General features: G+C 71.7%; 17 protein-coding genes and 2 pseudogenes. 8 read left to right on the top strand and 11 right to left on the bottom strand.

Going from position 1 to position 16,438, the window contains the following annotated elements; translation table 11 throughout:
• Nucleotides 1–53: 53 nt before the first annotated feature.
• The 4 genes from E4N62_RS21710 to E4N62_RS21695 form a co-directional block, all read right to left on the bottom strand.
• A complete protein-coding gene (locus tag E4N62_RS21710) occupies nucleotides 54–1,016 on the bottom strand; it encodes an electron transfer flavoprotein subunit alpha/FixB family protein (RefSeq protein ID WP_184898024.1) in 963 nt (320 codons plus the stop codon).
• Nucleotides 1,017–1,070: 54 nt separating this feature from the next.
• Nucleotides 1,071–1,865, bottom strand: a complete 795-nt coding sequence (locus tag E4N62_RS21705) for an electron transfer flavoprotein subunit beta/FixA family protein (RefSeq protein ID WP_230216833.1) — start codon at nucleotides 1,863–1,865, stop codon at nucleotides 1,071–1,073.
• 204 nt (nucleotides 1,866–2,069) lie between these two features.
• The gene (locus tag E4N62_RS21700) at nucleotides 2,070–2,579 is read right to left on the bottom strand and encodes a flavin reductase family protein (protein WP_230216830.1); all 510 of its coding nucleotides are present in this window, start codon (nucleotides 2,577–2,579) and stop codon (nucleotides 2,070–2,072) included.
• A gap of 182 nt (nucleotides 2,580–2,761) precedes the next feature.
• Nucleotides 2,762–3,175 carry a thioredoxin family protein gene (locus E4N62_RS21695; protein ID WP_230216828.1) on the bottom strand — a complete coding sequence of 138 codons (414 nt, stop codon included), beginning with the start codon at nucleotides 3,173–3,175 and terminating at the stop codon, nucleotides 2,762–2,764.
• Nucleotides 3,176–3,250: 75 nt separating this feature from the next.
• On the opposite strand from E4N62_RS21695, the gene E4N62_RS21690 reads away from it, so the two are divergent.
• Both E4N62_RS21690 and E4N62_RS21685 read left to right on the top strand, forming a co-directional pair.
• Nucleotides 3,251–3,667 (top strand): DUF4395 domain-containing protein, encoded by a 417-nt coding sequence (locus E4N62_RS21690; RefSeq protein ID WP_230216826.1) that lies wholly within the window; start codon nucleotides 3,251–3,253, stop codon nucleotides 3,665–3,667.
• Nucleotides 3,668–3,853: 186 nt separating this feature from the next.
• Nucleotides 3,854–4,582, top strand: coding sequence for a 1-acyl-sn-glycerol-3-phosphate acyltransferase (locus E4N62_RS21685; RefSeq protein ID WP_230216824.1), 729 nt, complete (start codon nucleotides 3,854–3,856; stop codon nucleotides 4,580–4,582).
• Nucleotides 4,583–4,589: 7 nt separating this feature from the next.
• On the opposite strand, the gene E4N62_RS21680 is transcribed toward E4N62_RS21685, so the two are convergent.
• From E4N62_RS21680 to E4N62_RS21665, 4 genes are all read right to left on the bottom strand, one after another.
• Nucleotides 4,590–5,183 (bottom strand): transglutaminase domain-containing protein, encoded by a 594-nt coding sequence (locus E4N62_RS21680; RefSeq protein WP_230216822.1) that lies wholly within the window; start codon nucleotides 5,181–5,183, stop codon nucleotides 4,590–4,592.
• Nucleotides 5,184–5,267: 84 nt separating this feature from the next.
• The gene (locus E4N62_RS21675; protein WP_230216820.1) at nucleotides 5,268–6,338 is read right to left on the bottom strand and encodes a low specificity L-threonine aldolase; all 1,071 of its coding nucleotides are present in this window, start codon (nucleotides 6,336–6,338) and stop codon (nucleotides 5,268–5,270) included.
• Nucleotides 6,335–7,087 carry an SDR family NAD(P)-dependent oxidoreductase gene (locus tag E4N62_RS21670; RefSeq protein WP_184898010.1) on the bottom strand — a complete coding sequence of 251 codons (753 nt, stop codon included), beginning with the start codon at nucleotides 7,085–7,087 and terminating at the stop codon, nucleotides 6,335–6,337. The genes E4N62_RS21675 and E4N62_RS21670 overlap by 4 nt, the downstream gene beginning before the upstream one ends.
• A 47-nt stretch (nucleotides 7,088–7,134) precedes the next feature.
• Entirely contained in the window at nucleotides 7,135–8,532 is a 1,398-nt protein-coding gene (locus E4N62_RS21665; protein WP_230216818.1) for a DUF6421 family protein, read from the bottom strand.
• Between the two features lie 413 nt (nucleotides 8,533–8,945).
• Between E4N62_RS21665 and E4N62_RS21660 the strand changes: the two genes are divergently transcribed.
• The gene (locus E4N62_RS21660) at nucleotides 8,946–9,629 is read left to right on the top strand and encodes a glycerophosphodiester phosphodiesterase family protein (protein WP_184898867.1); all 684 of its coding nucleotides are present in this window, start codon (nucleotides 8,946–8,948) and stop codon (nucleotides 9,627–9,629) included.
• A 39-nt stretch (nucleotides 9,630–9,668) separates the two neighbouring features.
• Here E4N62_RS21660 and E4N62_RS21655 read toward each other — a convergent pair.
• Nucleotides 9,669–10,208 (bottom strand): annotated as a pseudogene (locus E4N62_RS21655) (GNAT family N-acetyltransferase).
• Nucleotides 10,209–10,351: 143 nt separating this feature from the next.
• Between E4N62_RS21655 and E4N62_RS21650 the strand changes: the two are divergent.
• Together E4N62_RS21650 and E4N62_RS21645 are read left to right on the top strand one after the other, a co-directional pair.
• On the top strand, nucleotides 10,352–10,744 hold the full coding sequence (locus E4N62_RS21650; RefSeq protein WP_230216816.1) for a VOC family protein: 393 nt from the start codon (nucleotides 10,352–10,354) through the stop codon (nucleotides 10,742–10,744).
• Between the two features lie 92 nt (nucleotides 10,745–10,836).
• A complete protein-coding gene (locus E4N62_RS21645) occupies nucleotides 10,837–11,601 on the top strand; it encodes a VOC family protein (RefSeq protein ID WP_230216814.1) in 765 nt (254 codons plus the stop codon).
• Between the two features lie 12 nt (nucleotides 11,602–11,613).
• Here E4N62_RS21645 and E4N62_RS21640 read toward each other — a convergent pair whose 3' ends face one another.
• Nucleotides 11,614–12,096: a MarR family winged helix-turn-helix transcriptional regulator gene (locus E4N62_RS21640; RefSeq protein ID WP_230216811.1), complete on the bottom strand. Its 483-nt coding sequence runs from the start codon at nucleotides 12,094–12,096 to the stop codon at nucleotides 11,614–11,616.
• Between the two features lie 61 nt (nucleotides 12,097–12,157).
• Nucleotides 12,158–13,792 carry an FUSC family protein gene (locus tag E4N62_RS21635; RefSeq protein WP_230216809.1) on the bottom strand — a complete coding sequence of 545 codons (1,635 nt, stop codon included), beginning with the start codon at nucleotides 13,790–13,792 and terminating at the stop codon, nucleotides 12,158–12,160.
• A gap of 220 nt (nucleotides 13,793–14,012) precedes the next feature.
• Between E4N62_RS21635 and E4N62_RS21630 the strand changes: the two genes are divergently transcribed.
• From E4N62_RS21630 to E4N62_RS21620, 3 genes and pseudogenes are all read left to right on the top strand, one after another.
• The gene (locus tag E4N62_RS21630) at nucleotides 14,013–14,564 is read left to right on the top strand and encodes a DUF5134 domain-containing protein (RefSeq protein WP_230216806.1); all 552 of its coding nucleotides are present in this window, start codon (nucleotides 14,013–14,015) and stop codon (nucleotides 14,562–14,564) included.
• 91 nt (nucleotides 14,565–14,655) lie between these two features.
• A pseudogene (locus E4N62_RS21625) lies at nucleotides 14,656–15,609 on the top strand (M56 family metallopeptidase).
• A 134-nt stretch (nucleotides 15,610–15,743) separates the two neighbouring features.
• Nucleotides 15,744–16,427 carry a phosphatase PAP2 family protein gene (locus tag E4N62_RS21620; protein WP_230216804.1) on the top strand — a complete coding sequence of 228 codons (684 nt, stop codon included), beginning with the start codon at nucleotides 15,744–15,746 and terminating at the stop codon, nucleotides 16,425–16,427.
• Nucleotides 16,428–16,438 lie beyond the last annotated feature (11 nt).

Below are 16,438 nucleotides of genomic sequence, written 5' to 3'. Positions count from 1 at the left end.
GGCCCCCACGACCGCGCGAACGGTCGTGGGGGCCTCGGCGAGACCGGTGAGGCTCAGCCCTTGCGGGCCTTGATCTCCTCGGTGAGCTGGGGGACGACGTCGAAGAGGTCGCCGACCACGCCGTAGTCGACGAGGTCGAAGATCGGGGCCTCGGCGTCCTTGTTGACGGCCACGATGGTCTTGGAGGTCTGCATGCCGGCGCGGTGCTGGATGGCACCGGAGATGCCGTTGGCGATGTACAGCTGAGGGGAGACCGACTTGCCGGTCTGGCCGACCTGGTTGGTGTGCGGGTACCAGCCGGCGTCCACCGCGGCGCGGGAGGCGCCGACGGCCGCACCGAGGGAGTCGGCGAGGGCCTCGATGATGGCGAAGTTCTCGGTGCCGTTGACGCCACGGCCGCCGGAGACCACGATCGCGGCCTCGGTCAGCTCCGGGCGGCCGGTCGACTCGCGCGGGGTACGGCCGGTGACCTTGGTGCCGGTGGCCAGCGCGCCGAAGGTGACGTCCAGGGCCTCGACCGCGCCCGCGGCCGGGGCGGCCTCCACGGCGGCGGAGTTGGGCTTGACCGTGATGACCGGGGTGCCCTTGGAGACACGGGACTTGGTGGTGAAGGAGGCGGCGAACACCGACTGCGTGGCCACCGGGCCCTCGTCGGACGCCTCCAGGTCGACGGCGTCGGTGATGATGCCCGAGCCGATACGCAGCGCGAGACGGGCGGCGATCTCCTTGCCCTCGGCGGAGGAGGAGACCAGCACGGCGGCCGGGGAGACGGCGGCGACGGCGGCCTGCAGCGCGTCGACCTTGGGAACGACCAGGTAGTCGGCGTACTCGGCGGCGTCGTGGGTGAGGACCCGAGCCGCGCCGTGCTCGGCGAGGGCGGCGGCGGTGTCGGCGGCACCGGCACCGAGCGCGACGGCGACGGGCTCGCCGATCCGGCGGGCCAGGGTCAGCAGCTCCAGGGTGGGCTTGCGGACGGCACCGTCCACGTGATCGACGTAGACGAGAACTTCAGCCATGGGATTGCTCTCCTGCTTGCGAAAGGGTGAGGGGGCGGTCGGCGACTGCGGGCCTCAGATGAACTTCTGGCCCGCGAGGAACTCGGCGAGCTGCTTGCCGCCCTCGCCCTCGTCCTTGACGATCGTGCCGGCGGTACGCGCCGGGCGTGCGGCCGCGGAGTCGACAGCCGTCCAGGCGCCCTCCAGACCGACTTCCTCGGCCTCGATGTCGAGGTCGGACAGGTCCCAGGACTGAACCGGCTTCTTCTTCGCCGCCATGATGCCCTTGAAGGAGGGGTAACGCGCCTCGCCCGACTGGTCGGTGACCGACACGACCGCCGGCAGGGAGGCCTCCAGCTGCTCGGAGGCGGCGTCGCCGTCACGGCGGCCCTTGACCGTACCGCTGGGGCCACCCTCGACGGAGACCTCGGAGAGCAGTGTGACCTGCGGAACACCCAGACGCTCCGCGAGCAGCGCCGGGACGACACCCATCGTGCCGTCGGTGGAGGCCATGCCGGAGATCACCAGGTCGTAGCCGGCCTTCTCGATCGCCTTCGCCAGCACCAGCGAGGTGCCGATGGCGTCTGTGCCGTGCACATCGTCGTCCTCGACGTGGATCGCCTTGTCCGCACCCATCGACAGCGCCTTGCGCAGCGCGTCCTTGGCGTCCTCCGGACCCACGGTCAGCACGGTGATCTCGGCGTCGTCGGCCTCGTCGGCGATCTGGAGGGCCTGCTCGACCGCGTACTCGTCCAGCTCGGAGAGCAGACCGTCCACGTCGTCACGGTCGACGGTCAGGTCATCGGCGAAGTGCCGGTCGCCAGTGGCGTCGGGCACGTACTTCACAGTGACAACGATCCTCAAGCTCACGCCGGCTCTCCTACTGCATCGTCATTTCTGGGCTGCCTTCTTCCAGGCAGCATAGGCGCCTGAAGCGGCCGATCCCGATCGGGGCGACCTGCGCTCCGGTCGAAATATTACTCGCCAGTACGACGTCTACGTTCCCGCATTGCGTGCCCGCTAAGCAAGCGCTTTGAACTGTGAGTTAGGCAACCCTGCGTAATCGTGTGGGAATCAGTCTCGCAGACCGTTGAAGCGCCCCTGGTGATACAACAGCGGCCGACCGGCTCCCGAGGGGTCCCCCACGACCACCTCGGCGAGGACGATGCGGTGCTCGCCGGCCGGGACCCGCGCCACCACCCGGCAGACCAGCCAGGCGAGCACGTCGTCGAGGACGGGAACTTGCTCCGGGCCGCTACGCCATCCGGTGGGCGCCCCGAACCGGTCGGCGCCGCTGCGGGCGAAGGTCGCCGCCAGCTCCCGCTGGTGCTCCCCGAGTATGTGCACGCCGATGTGCTCCGCCTCGGAGATCACCGGCCAGCTGGAGGCGCCGGTGCCGATCCCGAACGAGAGCAGCGGGGGCTCGGCGGAGACCGAGCTGAGCGAGGTGGCGGTGAAGCCGACGGGTCCGGCGGCACCCTGGGCGGTGATCACCGCCACACCGGCGGCATGGCGCCGGAAGACGGAGCGCAGGAGGTCGGGGGAGGCGAGCCGGGGCGAACCGAGGCCGGAGGTGGCCGTCATGGAGGTGTCCTTCTGCTGGAGTCGACGGGCTGGTCCGCGAAGAGCTCAGGTTCCCGGACAGCGCGAACTCGCCGTGCGGACGAGGTCCACATGGACACGCTCGAAGAGAAGGATTTCCCGTGGCATACGGTCAGGCTGACGAGGGGTGACGCGTACAGTCAAGTACGTTCCGGTGTGCGGTGTCACACGGCCTCGCCCAGCGCGGCGATCACATCCGCCTTGCGCGGCCGCCCGGTCGCCCTGCGCACGATCCGGCCATCGGCGTCGAGCACGAGCACGGTCGGCGTCTTGAGGATGTCGAACCGGCGCACGAGGTCCAGGTGTTCCTCGGCGTCGATCTCCACGTGGGCGACGCCCGGCACCATCGCGGCCACGTCGGCGAGGACCCTGCGGGTCGCCCGGCAGGGGGCGCAGAAGGCGCTGGAGAACTGCACCAGCGTGGCCCGTTCCCCGAGCCCCTCCCCCAACTCCGCCGCGCCGAGCCGCTTGTCGCCGTCCCGCCCGCGCACCCTGACTCTCCCGCTCCGCCGCCGATGCAGCACTCCGTAGGCGCTCGCCGCCGCGAGCACCAGTCCACACACCACAAGTCCGGTCACAGCGTGCTTCAGCGTTCACGAGACTGCAAAGATTCCCACCTCCCCACGGAGATTGGCCTGCGGAATGCTTGACGCATGGACATCGATGCGAGGGGACCCCGCTTCGGGGCCGCCGTGACGACCGTGGTGCTGGCGGTCGTGCTGATCACCGGCAGCGCATGGCTGCTGGCCTGGCAGACGTTCGCGTTCGCACTGGGCGCGGCGGGCGGGGTGGGGCGTTCGCCGTACGGCCAGGTCTTCCGCGCGCTCGTCCGACCACGTCTCGGGCCGCCGACGGAGTTCGAGGCGCCGGAGCCGCCGCGGTTCGCTCAGGGAGTCGGGCTGGTCTTCGCGCTGGTGGGCCTGGTCGGGTTCACGGTCGGGCCCGGGTGGCTGGGACTGGCGGCGACCGGCGCGGCGCTCGCCGCGGCCTTCCTGAACGCGGTGTTCGGGTACTGCCTGGGGTGCGAGATGTACCTGCTGGCCCGACGGGTGACCGTACGCGCGCGGTGACGTCCTGGTGAACGACCGGCGGTCGATCGTGTGTCCGACGTGACGAGAATCTCGCCCGCGGCCGGCACCAGGACTGGCTACTCGTGCGTTCTTGGGGCACGATCTGCGAGATGCCGTAAACCTACGGCTGCGTAACTTCCCGCCGGGAGCCCTCTTCCCAGGCAGAGAGAAGGGTCCACTCCGCCCATGGCAGAGCTCGTCTACCGTCCCGCGGTCGGTCTCGCCCACACCCTGTTCAAGGTCTGGGACCTGAAGATCGACTGCAAGGGGTCGGAGAACATCCCGCGCCAGGGCGGCGCCGTGCTGGTGAGCAATCACATCAGCTACCTGGACTTCATCTTCGACGGCCTGGCGGCGCTCCCGCAGAAGCGTCTGGTGCGCTTCATGGCCAAGGAGTCGGTGTTCCGGCACAAGATCTCCGGTCCGCTGATGCGCAACATGCGGCACATTCCGGTCGACCGCAAGCAGGGTGAGGCGGCCTACGCGCACGCGCTGGACTCGCTGCGCTCCGGCGAGATCATCGGCGTCTTCCCCGAGGCCACCATCTCCCAGTCGTTCACGCTGAAGAGCTTCAAGTCGGGTGCCGCCCGGCTGGCCCAGGAGGCGGGTGTCCCGCTGATCCCCATGGCCGTGTGGGGCACCCAGCGGCTGTGGACCAAGGGCCACCCGCGCAACTTCAAGCGCAGCCACATCCCGATCACCATCCGGGTGGGCGAGGCGATAGAGGCCTCCAAGGACAAGTACGCGGGCGCCATCACCCGCCAACTCCGCGAGCGGGTGCAGGAGTTGCTGGAGGCGGCGCAGCGCGCCTACCCGGTCCGCCCCAAGGGCCCGGACGACACCTGGTGGATGCCCGCCCACCTCGGCGGCACGGCCCCGACCCCGGAGCAGGTCCGCGAGGCCGAGGCCCGCTGACCCGGCCCTACAGGACCACGGGGAGCGTCCTCCACAGGTGCGCCCGGTCCCGGGCCGCCCGGAGGGCGCCGAGCACGGCCGGGTGCGGCGCGGCGTGGAGGATCGGGTCGTCCGACTCGCCCGCCGCCGTATCAGGTACGAAGGCCAGGCGCTCCCCGTCCAGCGAGAACCGCGCGTCCACGCCGGGTTTGTTGCCCCGGGGGTCCTGGCGGTGCCAGGCGCCGTGGAAGCGGACGGCGACCAGGCCGTGGACGACGTGTCCCTCGCCGTCGTCGTGCGCCAGCCGCTGGTAGCAGAGCGCGGTCGGGATGTCCTCGGCACGCAGCAGCGCGGCCAGGGCGTGGGCCTTGGCGTAACAGATCCCGGTGCGCTGGTCGAGGACGTCGGACGCCCGCCAGGTCACACGCGGATCGTCGGCGTCCTGGGAGTGCGGGATGCCGTCGCGGACGTACCCGAACGCGACACGCGCATAGTCATACGAGTCCGTCGCTTCCTTGGCCAGTCGCGCGGCGGTCTGCCGCACCCGTGGATGGTGATGGTCGATGACCTCGTCGGCAGCCAGATAGGCGGAAAGGTCAGGGTTCTGCTGGATCAGCTCCATGCCCGCAGAGCATAGAAAAACGATCACCCGTGAGTCAATGACTTTTCGGGTGACCGTATATCTATGCATTCCCTCATGTGGCCGTCAGCGCGCCATCTCCTCCTTCAGCGCTGCCACGAACCCGTCCACGTCCTCCTCGGTCGTGTCGTAGGAGCACATCCAGCGGACGTCTCCGGCCGCCTCGTCCCAGAAGTAGAAGCGGTGGCGCTTCTGCAGGCGTTCGCTCACGTCGTGCGGAAGGCGGGCGAAGACGGCGTTGGCCTGCACGGGGTACAGGATCTCGACGCCGTGGACCGCGCGGACACCCTCGGCGAGCCGCTGGGCCATCTCGTTGGAGTGGCGGGCGTTGCGCAGCCACAGGTCCTTCGCCAGCAGGGCCTCCAACTGCACCGACACGAAGCGCATCTTGGACGCGAGTTGCATGGAGAGCTTGCGCAGGTGCTTCATCCTGCGGACGGCGTCCTGGTTGATCACGACGACCGCCTCGCCGAACATCGCGCCGTTCTTGGTGCCGCCCAGGGAGAGCAGGTCCACGCCGACCGCGTTGGTGAACGTCCGCATCGGCACGTCCAGGGAGGCGGCGGCGTTCGCTATCCGCGAGCCGTCCAGGTGCACCTTCATGCCGTGCGCGTGGGCGTGGTCGCAGATCGCGCGGATCTCCTCGGGCGTGTAGAGGGTGCCGAGTTCGGTGCTCTGGGTGATCGAGACGACCTGCGGCATGGCGCGGTGCTCGTCGTCCCAGCCGTATGCCTGCCGGTCGATCAGCTCGGGGGTGAGCTTGCCGTCGGGCGTGGGCACGGTGAGCAGTTTCAGGCCGCCGACCCGCTCGGGCGCCCCGCACTCGTCGACGTGGATGTGCGCGCTCTCGGCGCAGATCACCGCGCCCCAGCGGTCGGTGACGGCCTGGAGCGCGACGACGTTGGCGCCGGTGCCGTTGAAGACGGGAAACGCCTCCGCGGTGGCGCCGAAGTGACTGCGGACGATCCGCTGCAGGTTCTCGGTGTAGTCGTCCTCTCCGTAGGAGACCTGGTGCCCGCCGTTGGCCAGGGCCAGGGCGGCGAGCACCTCGGGGTGGACGCCCGCGTAGTTGTCGCTGGCGAAGCCGCGGACCTCCGGGTCGTGATGGCGTCGGGCGTCGGTTTTCGGAGGGTTCACGGCTTGTCGGTCAGCCACAGACGGTTTCCGTTCACTTCGGCGGCGGGCTTGTCCCAGACCCCGGCGATGGCCTCGGCCAGATCCTTGACGTCGGTGAAGCCCGCGAACTTCGCGTTGGGGCGGTCGGCGCGCATCGCGTCGTGCACCAACGCCTTCACGACCAGGATGGCAGCCGCGGAGGTCGGCCCGTCCGGCCCGCCCGCCTTGCGGAAGTAGTCGGCCGTGGCGAGTGTCCACGCCTCGGCGGCGGCCTTGGCGGCGGCGTACGCGGCGTTGCCGGCGGTGGGCTTGCTGGCGCCTGCCGCGCTGATCAGGACGTACCGGCCGCGCTCGCTGCGCTGGAGGGCCTCGTGGAAGGCGAGGGAGGTGTGCTGCACGGTGCGGATCAGCAGCATCTCCAGGAAGTCCCAGTCGTCGAGGCTGGTCCTGGTGAAGGTCTCGCTGCCGCGCCAGCCGCCGACGAGGTGGACGAGGCCGTCGACCCGGCCGAAGTCCTTCTCGATGCGGGTGGCCCAGTCGCGGGTCGACTGCAGGTCGAGGAGATCGACCGTGTCGCCGACGACGGTGGCGCCGCCGTGCGCGTAGCGGGCCGCGTCCACGGCCTCCGAGAGCCGCTCGGGGTCGTTGTCCGAGCCGACGACGATCGCTCCCGCGTCGGCCAGCCGCAGCAGGGCCGCCCGGCCGGCGGGTCCGCCCGCGCCGGCCACCGCGATCACCGCGCCGCTCAGTGCACCGTTACCGTTCTGCATGGTCTTCGCCTCCTGGGCAGCGACTGTGACGCCTGCGAGCCGGGCGGTCACGCGGCGACCCGCTCGGTGTCCGCCGCGGTGATGCCCTTGGTGGAGGCGATCACGGTCTTCAGCTTCTTGGCGAGCGCCTCATAGAACATGCTGAGCGGAAACTCGTCCGGAAGCACGTCGTCGACGAGTTTCCGCGGCGGCTGCGTCACATCCAGGGCGTCCGGGCCCTTGGCCCAGCGGGAGCCGGGGTGCGGGGCGAGGTAGGTGGAGACCAGCTCGTACCCGGCGAACCAGTGGACGAGCTTCGGGCGGTCGATGCCGTCGCGGTAGAGCTGCTCGATGTCGGCGCAGAGCTGGTTGGTGACCTGCGGGGCGCGCTGCCAGTCGATGTGCAGCTTGTTGTCGGTCCAGCGGACGACGTCGTGCTTGTGCAGGTAGGCGAAGAGGAGCTGGCCGCCGAGGCCGTCGTAGTTGCGGACGCGCTCACCGGTGACCGGGAAGCGGAACATCCGGTCGAAGAGGACCGCGAACTGCACGTCACGGGCCTGCGCGACGCCTTCGGCCTCCAGCTTCACGGCCTCCTTGAAGGCGGTCAGGTCGCAGCGCAGCTCCTCCAGGCCGTACATCCAGAACGGCTGGCGCTGCTTGATCATGAACGGGTCGAAGGGCAGGTCGCCGTGGCTGTGGGTGCGGTCGTGGACCATGTCCCACAGGACGAATGCCTCCTCGCAGCGGGTCTGGTCGTGGACCATCGCGGCGATGTCCTCGGGCAGCTCCAGGCCGAGAATGTCGACGGCGGCGTCGGTCACCCGACGGAACCGCGCGGCCTCGCGGTCGCAGAAGATGCCACCCCAGGAGAATCGTTCCGGCGCCTCGCGCACGGCGATGGTCTCCGGGAAGAGCACGGCGGAGTTGGTGTCGTAGCCCGCCGTGAAGTCCTCGAACTTGATGCCACAGAACAGCGGGTTGTCGTACCGGGTGCGCTCCAGCTCGGCCAGCCACTCGGGCCAGACCATGCGCAGCACGACCGCTTCGAGGTTGCGGTCGGGGTTGCCGTTCTGCGTGTACATCGGGAAGACGACCAGGTGCTGGAGGCCGTCCGCACGGTTCGCGGCGGGCTGGAAGGCGAGCAGCGAGTCGAGGAAGTCGGGCACCTCGAAGCCCTGGTCGGCCCAGCGCCGCAGGTCTCCGACGAGGGCCCGGTGGTAGGCGGCGTCGTGCGGCAGCAGCGGGGACAGCGCCTCGACGGCCCCGACGACGTCCCGCACGGCCTGCTCGGCGGCGCCCCGGTCGGGGGCCCGCTCGGCGTCGAAGTCGATCGAACCATCCTTGGACTGCCATGGCCGGATCCGCTCCACGGCATCCTTGAGCACGGGCCAGGCCGGGTGCTTCACCACCCTACCGACCGAAGGAACAACGCCCTCCGCACCCATCTGCACAAGAATTTCCGTCATGACCCATCCTTCACGGGAGAACCTTTCGTAGTGACACCGTACGTAGCGAGGGTTCCTCACCGCAAGACCGATCTTGAGCGTCCCAGCCGGAAATCTTCCCGCCACTCTCGGCACCTAACCGCTGAATCTCCTGTCACACGCGTCGTAGATCACACTTCGTGCGTCCCGACCTCCGGGCCCGCGGCACTCGAGGTCAACGTCCACCGGACTCGCCCACGCAGGGATGACCCGGTCGGTGCGGACCAGGTGCGGAAACGGTCCTGTTCCCCGGCCGACACGGGGTGACACGACCCGAAAGGGCCCGTGCACATGCGGATGCATCGCACGGCGGGAGGACTACGCTGCGCCCCAGCCGCGTGCCGCCCCTCCCCGGTCACGCGGGCCGAGCCGCCGTCGACGGAAGCGAGTCCACCTTGAACTTCCTCACCATCGGTCACCGCGGAGTCATGGGTGTCGAACCCGAGAACACCCTCCGTTCCTTCGTGGCCGCCGATCGCGCGGGCCTCGACGTCATCGAACTCGATCTGCATCTGAGCAAGGACGGCGCCCTCGTCGTCATGCACGACGCGGATGTGGACCGGACGACGGACGGCACGGGCCCGATCGCCGACAAGACCCTCGCCGAGCTGCGCGCCCTGGACGCGGGGCGCGGCGAGCGTGTGCCGACCTTCGAGGAGGTGCTGGACGCGGTGCGGGCGCCGCTCCAGGCCGAGATCAAGGACACGGCGGCGGCCCGCGCCCTCGCCGAGGTCATGCACCGGCGCGACCTGGTGGGACGGGTCGAGGTGCTGTCCTTCCACGACGAGGCGGTCGCCGAGATCGCCCGTCTCGTGCCGGGCGTACGCACCGCGCTGGTCGCCAGCCGCTACGGCACCGACGTCGTGGACCGGGCGGTGGCGGTGGGCGCCGCCACCCTGGTGCTCAACATCCGGCGGCTGACGCTGGAGGTCGTGGAGAAGGCCCGCAAGGCCAACCTGCGGATCATCGGCTGGGTGGTGAACACCCAGGACCATCTGCGCCTGGTCCGCGCCCTCCAGCTGGACGGCGCCACGACCGACTACCCGGACATCAAACGCACGGGCCGCTTCACGGCCTGACCGCTACCGAACACGTCTGCGTTCACGCAGGCGAGGACGTCAGACCAGCTCCTTGACCAGGAGCTCGAACCGCAGGTCGGCGCGGCGCGGAATGCCGAAGCGCTCGTCGCCGTACGGGAACGGGGTCGTCCGTCCCGTGCGGCGGTAGCCCCGCCGCTCGTACCAGGCGATGAGGTCGTCCCGTAGGGAGATCACGGTCATGTGCATCTCGCGCACCCCTCAGGTCTCGCGCGCGATCCGCTCGGCCTCGGCGATGATCACCTTGCCGAGGCCGGCACCCTGGAGGGCCGGGCTCACCGCGAACATCCCGAAGTAGGCGTGCGCGCCGCGGTGTTCGAGCTGGCAGCAGGCGACGACCGTGCCGTCCCGCTCGACGGTGAGCAACCGGCTGTCCGGTGCCTCGACGACCGCCAGGACACCCTCGAGATCGGTCCGCTGCCCGTCGAGGATGTCCGCCTCCGTGGTCCACCCGGCCCGGCTGGAGTCCCCTCGGTACGCCGACTCGATCAGCGCGACGAGGACGTCCACGTCGGCGTCGGTGGCGTCACGGAAGGTCAGGTCGGTGGCGGCGGTGTCCATGGGGTGCTCCTGGTGGACGTCTGCGGGGCTCGAACACGCAAGAGGGTATCGACAGCCGCGCCCCGACAGGGGCGCGGGGAACGGCGCGAGAAGCCCCACCCGCCCGCACCCGAGGACACGGCCACAGCGCCTACGCTCGACTCATGATCCACGTACTCAGCAGCCGCACCCTCCTGCGCCCCACCGACCCCGAACGCTCCCGCGTCTTCTACGGCGAGCAGCTCGGGCTCCCCGTGTACCGAGAGTTCGGTACGGGCGAGCACCGGGGCGTCGTGTACTTCCTCGGCGGCGGTTTCCTGGAGGTGGCGGGCCGCTCGCCGACACCGCCGTCACCCGCGCTGAAGCTGTGGCTGCAGGTCGCGGACGTGACGGCGGCGCACACGGAGCTGCTGGCGGCCGGGGTGGAGGTGCGCCGAGAGCCGGTGAAGGAGCCTTGGGGGCTGATCGAGATGTGGATCGCCGACCCGGACGGGACCGAGATCGTACTGGTGGAGATCCCCGTGGACCATCCGTTGCGCTACCGCCCGGGGATCTGAGGGGGCACACTCCTGTGGCCGGGGCCGGGACGCGGGCATAGCGTGCTGGAGGGGGACGCGCGTGCCGCGCCCGATTCCCTTCGGAGGACACCATGGAGCTCGAGCGGCCGGTGACCGGTGGGCCCTGCTGGACCGAGCTGGGGACCAGCGACCTGGAGGCGGCCGAGCGGTTCTACACCGAGCTGTTCGGCTGGCGCCCCGAGACCGATCCGCGCCAGGAGGCCGGCGGCTACACGGTGGCCCACCTCGGGGACGTGGCGGTGGCCGCCCTCGCGCCGCTGTACCAGGAGCCGCAGCCGGTGGCCTGGAACGTGTCGTTCGCGGTGCGCGACGCGGACGCGGCGGTGGTGGCCGTGCGGGCGGCCGGCGGGGCCGTCGTGCTGGAGCCCATGGACGTCTTCGACCTCGGGCGGTTCGCCGTGGTGTTCGATCCGGGCGGCGCGGCCTTCCAGCTCTGGCAGGCGCGGAGCTTCCCCGGCGCAGGACTGTTCAACGCGCCCGGCGCACTCGGCTGGGTCGAGCTGCTGACCCGTGCGCCGGAGCGCGCGAAGTCCTTCTACGCTGTGGTGTTCGGCTGGAACGTGAGCACCGGCGGGGACTACCCCCGGTGGGACATCGACGGCGCCGGCTTCGGCGGCATGATCACGATGGACGACAAGTTCCCGCCCGAGGTCCCCTCGCACTGGCTGCCGTACTTCACCGTCGAGGACGTCGAGGACACCGCCCGGATCGCCACCGAGGCGGGCGGCACCCTCCTCATGGAGCCCACCACGGTGCCGGAGGGGCCGCGGATCGCGGTGCTGCGGGATCCCCAGGGGGCCGTGTTCGGGGTCCGCAGGGCGGAAGCCGAGGGGTGACCCCGCGTCGGCTCAGGCGCGCGGCAGCCCCAGTCGGCCCTCCAGCTGGATCAGCAACTCACCCAGCAGTACGGCCAGTTCGCGGCGGTCGCCCGTGTCCACCCCCGAGAGCACGGTCTCCTCGTACGCCAGTTGCTCCGGAATGACACTGTCCACGAGGTCCCGGCCGGTGTCGGTGAGACGGACGTGGGCGACGCGCCGGTCACGGGAGTCGCCCCGCCGCTCGACGAGGCCGCGCTCGGTGAGCAGCTTCAGGCGCTTGGTGACGGCGGCGCCGGAGGCGAAGGTCTCGCGGGCGATCTCACTGGGCGTCAGTTCGTGGCCCGTGCGGCGCAGCGTGCCGAGGACGTCGAACTCGGGGCGGGTGAGCCCGGCGTGACGCAGTGGCGCGTCCTCGGCCTGCTGGAGGAGGGCGGCACACCGGTTGACGCGGCCGATGATCTCCATCGGGGCGGTGTCGAGACCGGGGTGCACCGTCTGCCACTGGCGCACCACCTTGGCGACCGTGTCCCCGAGAGCCGCGCCGCTCCCCGCCCCGCCCGCCCGTTGCCTGCCGTCATGCCCGTGCGCCCTCCGCTTCCCGGAACCCGTGCTGTCGTACCGTCGCCGCGAGCGTACGGTGTCCGGCCCGCTCGACGTGTGTCACCCGCTCCGCCGGCAGGGCGCGTTGCCACCATTCGCCGCTCGCGATGTCGGAGACGGCGCGCAGTTCGACCAGGGCCGCGGCCAGGGCGCGGCGTGCGGCGGGCAGGGCGCCGGGGGCGGCGTCCGCGTCGACGGCCGTGCGGAGGGTGTGCGCGCGGGCGCGCTCCACGGCGGCGAGGGCGTGGGCGACCCGGTGGCCGGAGCGCCGGTCGGTGACGACGACCGCCGCGAGGAAGCCGACCGTCACGCCGACGAGGGTGTCCAGGAGCCGGTCGGTGATCAGCTCGCCGGGGTCCGCGAAGCGGACGAACTCGGTGACGAGGAGGGCCATCGGGGTGACGCAGACCGTGCCGAGCCAGTAGTTGCGGCTGATCAGGGCCTCGGCGCCGAAGCCGAGCGCGAGGCAGCACAGGACGAGCGCCGCCGGGCCGAGGTGGGCGAGAGGGACGAGTGCGGCGAAGGCCAGTACCCCGGCGAGGTTGCCGACGACGCGCTGGACGCCCCGGCTCCAGGTGAGGGTGAGGTTCGCCTGGTAGAGCGAGGCGGCGGTGACGAGGGCCCAGTAGGGGCGGCCGACCCCGAGCGCGAGGGAGGCGTACCCGGCGAGGGCGCAACCGAGCGCCGTGCGGACCGCGAGGGGGGCGAGCGGGCCGAGCACGCTCCACGGCGCCGGACGGCGGCCCCGCTGTCCGGGCCGCGTGTCGAGCGGCTCGTCGGCCGCCTCCGCCGGGGCGGCGGCCCGCCCTAGGTGCGCGACAGTGCGAGGTCGCGGCGCGAGTGCGCGCAGCCGGTCGGGGTCTGCCTCGGCGGGCGCGGCGAGTGCGATGTCGGCGCGGGCCAGGAGGGTCGCGAGGGCGCGCCGCGGCTCGGTGCGGGCGCCGGCGGCGAGCAGGGTCTGCCAGGCGGTGTGCACGGCGGCCGCGGCGGCCGTGCGGGACCCGGGTCGCTCGGGTTCCTCGACGTGGGCGGCCACCGCGTTCAGCGCCTGGGCGGTGGCGCGGCACTCCGGGCCGTAGGGGCGCACCAGGCCGGGGGCCATGCACACGAGCCAGGCCCAGGCGCCCGCGACGGAGGCCACGGCGAGGTGGCCGGGGACCTGGGCGAGGCTCTGGGGCGCGAAGAGGGCCGCCGAGGTGACGAAGGTGAAGATGACGTTGGCGGGCGGTCCGATCCGGCTCGCGTCGCACAGGGCCTTCTGCGCGGCGGCGAGAAGCGCGCCCACGGTCACCAGCGCCACCGCGTTCGTGGTGAGCGAGGCGGTGACGAGGGCGACCGCGAGTCCGGCGATCATGCCGAGCACGACCCGGGCGAGGGCCGGGGCGCGGTCCGCGTAGGGGCGGTGGTGGGCGTAGAGCGCGCACAGGGAGCCGGCCATCGCGTACATGGCCAGGTCGAGGCGGCCGAGCGTCAGCAGCGTCAGGTTCGGCGGTGCCATCGCGACGACCACGCTGAGCGCGGGCTTGAACCAGATCTCGGAGGGGCGGTTCAACCGGAGGGCACCGGAGAGCGGGAGCCGGCGGGCACGGGATGGTCGGACGCTGCGCATACCCCCAACCTTAGCTGGTGTTTTACTCGTGAAATATATATCGGGCTGTGGTGCTCGTCTCGCGCTTCTCGGTGGCGCCCGCCTGCCGTGGCGCACTCCCGCGCGCTCCCCCACGTACACCCTTGCGCTCGTATGCGCGCCATCGGGCCCGGGCATGCCCTGACCGACTGTCCGACCTCACTCTCGGCCCGACCTACGTCGTCGAACGGGGAGGTACGTGGTGCACGGACCGGTTTCGGCCGGCTGGCTGCTGGTCGCGCTGTGCGCGGTGACCGGGGGGTACTGCCTGCTGCGGATGCGCAGCGCCGTGGAGGAGCAGCGGCGTGCCGCCGGCGGCGAAGCGCTCATGGGGTTCGGCATGGCGGCGATGGCCGTGCCCGCCGCGGCCCTGACTCCGCCGCGCTGGGCGTGGCTCTGCTACGCACTCGCGTTCGGCGCGGCCGCGGTGCGCGCGCTGTGGGCGGCCCGCGGGAACGCGCACCATCTGCACCATCTGGTGGGCGCGCTGGCGATGGTCTACATGGCGGCGATCATGGCCGCCGCGCCGGGCGGCGGTCACGGTGGCACGGGACCGCCCCTGGTGACGGGGGCACTGTTGGTGTACTTCGCCGGGTACGTGGTGCGGGCGGGGCTCCGGCTCGTGCCCGTACCGGCCGCCCCGGGGGCGCCGATTCGGGCCGGGGCGACCGGCTGGGGCGACCGGCCTGAGCTGGCGCGGGCCTGCCGGCTCTCCATGGGCATCGGGATGTTCGCCATGCTGCTGACGGTCTGAACCGCCGCGAGGCCATGGCCGTCGTGGTCTGCGTCACTTCGACGGCCCGGCCCGTGTCGCCGCGCGCCAGCCCGCTCATGGGCTGCGCCCCATGATGGTCCCCGCGGCGTTGTTGCTGCTCGGCGCCCTGACCGCCGTCGTCGCCCCGCGACTGCTGGCCCGCGCCGACTGGTCGGACCGTGAACCGGTGGTCGCCCTGTGGGTGTGGCTGGGGGTGCCCCCTCTGGGGGAGCGTGGTGGCGGCCGTACTGCTGTGCTGTGCGCTGTCGATGGCGCTGAGCGCGGCGGCGGCCTGGACGGTGGTGCGCGGGCGGGTGTTCGCGCCGGCGCCGCAGGGGGCGTGGAGGCGTACGCGCTGGACAGCGGGGGCTCCTGGGCCGTGGCCACCGCCGTGGTGCTGGCCTGCGGCGGGCTGTGGACGGGCACGATGCTGGTCCGCGAGATCCTGCGGGACCGGCGGCAGCGTCGGCGCCGCCATGCCGAACTCCGCCTGCGCGCCCCGCTGTTGCCCGGCGAGGAGCCGGACGGCGACCGGCTGGTCGAGGGCGAGCGGCCGGACGCCTGGTGGCTGCCCGGCCCCACGCCCCGACTGGTCATCACCACGGCCGCGTTGCGTCGCCTGGAGGGACCGCAGGTGGACGCGGTGGTCGCCCATGAACAGGGGCACGCGCGGGCCCGACACCACTGGCTGCTGCACTGTTCGGCGGCGCTCGCGGGCGGGTTCCCCCGGGTTCCGGTGTTCGCCGCGTTCCGCGACGAGATGCACCGGCTGGTCGAACTCGCCGCCGACGACACCGCCTCCCGTCGCCACGGCCGCCTCACCATCGCCCTCGCTCTCGTGGGCCTGAACGAGGACCGCGGGGTGTTCGGGCCCTGTCCGACCCCCGAGGACCATGTGCCGCAGCGGGTCGACCGGTTGCTCGCGCCCCCGGAGCGGCTCGCCCCGGTGCACCGGCTGCGCCTGACCGCGTCCGCCGCCCTCGTCCCGGTCGTTCCCGTGCCGGTGGCTTTCGTCCCCGCATTGCGGGCACTCGTCAGGTCGTGATTTGGCAAAGAAGGGACCAAGACCGACCCAAGGACAACGCGCGGCGCGACGACTTTGCTCCGGTCGCACGGCGTGACAGTGATCTCACGCCTCGGCCTTGGCCCAGGCCCCCGGGAGTCGGCCAGGATCGCTGTATGCACACCCCCACCGTCGACTCGCCGCCCCACCGGCCGTCGACCCACCGCACCGTCCGCGCCACCGCCGGGTTCGCGGCGTCCTCCGTCGTGCTGCTCGTCCTGGTCGCGATCTCGTGGGCGCCGCTCATGTCGCTGGACGAGAGCGTCGCGAACACCACGCACGGATGGGCCGTCGACGAACCCGGCGTCACCCACGCGTTCCGCATCCTGACGGACTGGGTCTGGGACCCGGTGACGATGCGTCTGCTGGCGGCGGCCGCCGCGATCTGGCTGGTGTGGCGCCACCGGGAGTGGTGGCTCGCCCTCTGGCTGGCGGCCGCCTGCGCGTCGGGCACGGCGCTCCAGCAGGGGCTGAAGGCTGCCGTCGGCCGGGAACGGCCCGCGTGGCCCGACCCCGTCGACTCCGCCCACTACGCCGCGTATCCCTCGGGCCACGCCATGACGGCCGTGGTCGTCCTCGGACTGCTGGTGTGGCTGCTGCATCTGTACGGCGCCGGTCGCGCCGTCGTGCGTACGGCCGTGGTGGTGAGCGTCGTCTCCGTCGTGGGCGTCGGGCTGACCCGGATCTGGCTGGGCGTGCACTGGGCGTCGGACGTGCTGGCCGGCTGGCTGCTGGGCGGCCTGACGATCGCGCTGGCGGTGGTCGCGTACGAGAAGTGGGGCGTGCCGAGGCGTACTTGACCGGGTGCGCA

Origin of the sequence: Streptomyces sp. MNU76 (assembly GCF_020982545.1) — a bacterium.
Taxonomy (GTDB): domain Bacteria; phylum Actinomycetota; class Actinomycetes; order Streptomycetales; family Streptomycetaceae; genus Streptomyces.
The sequence above is the reverse complement of the archived record's forward strand: the minus strand, read 5'-3'. Positions and strand labels throughout refer to the sequence as shown.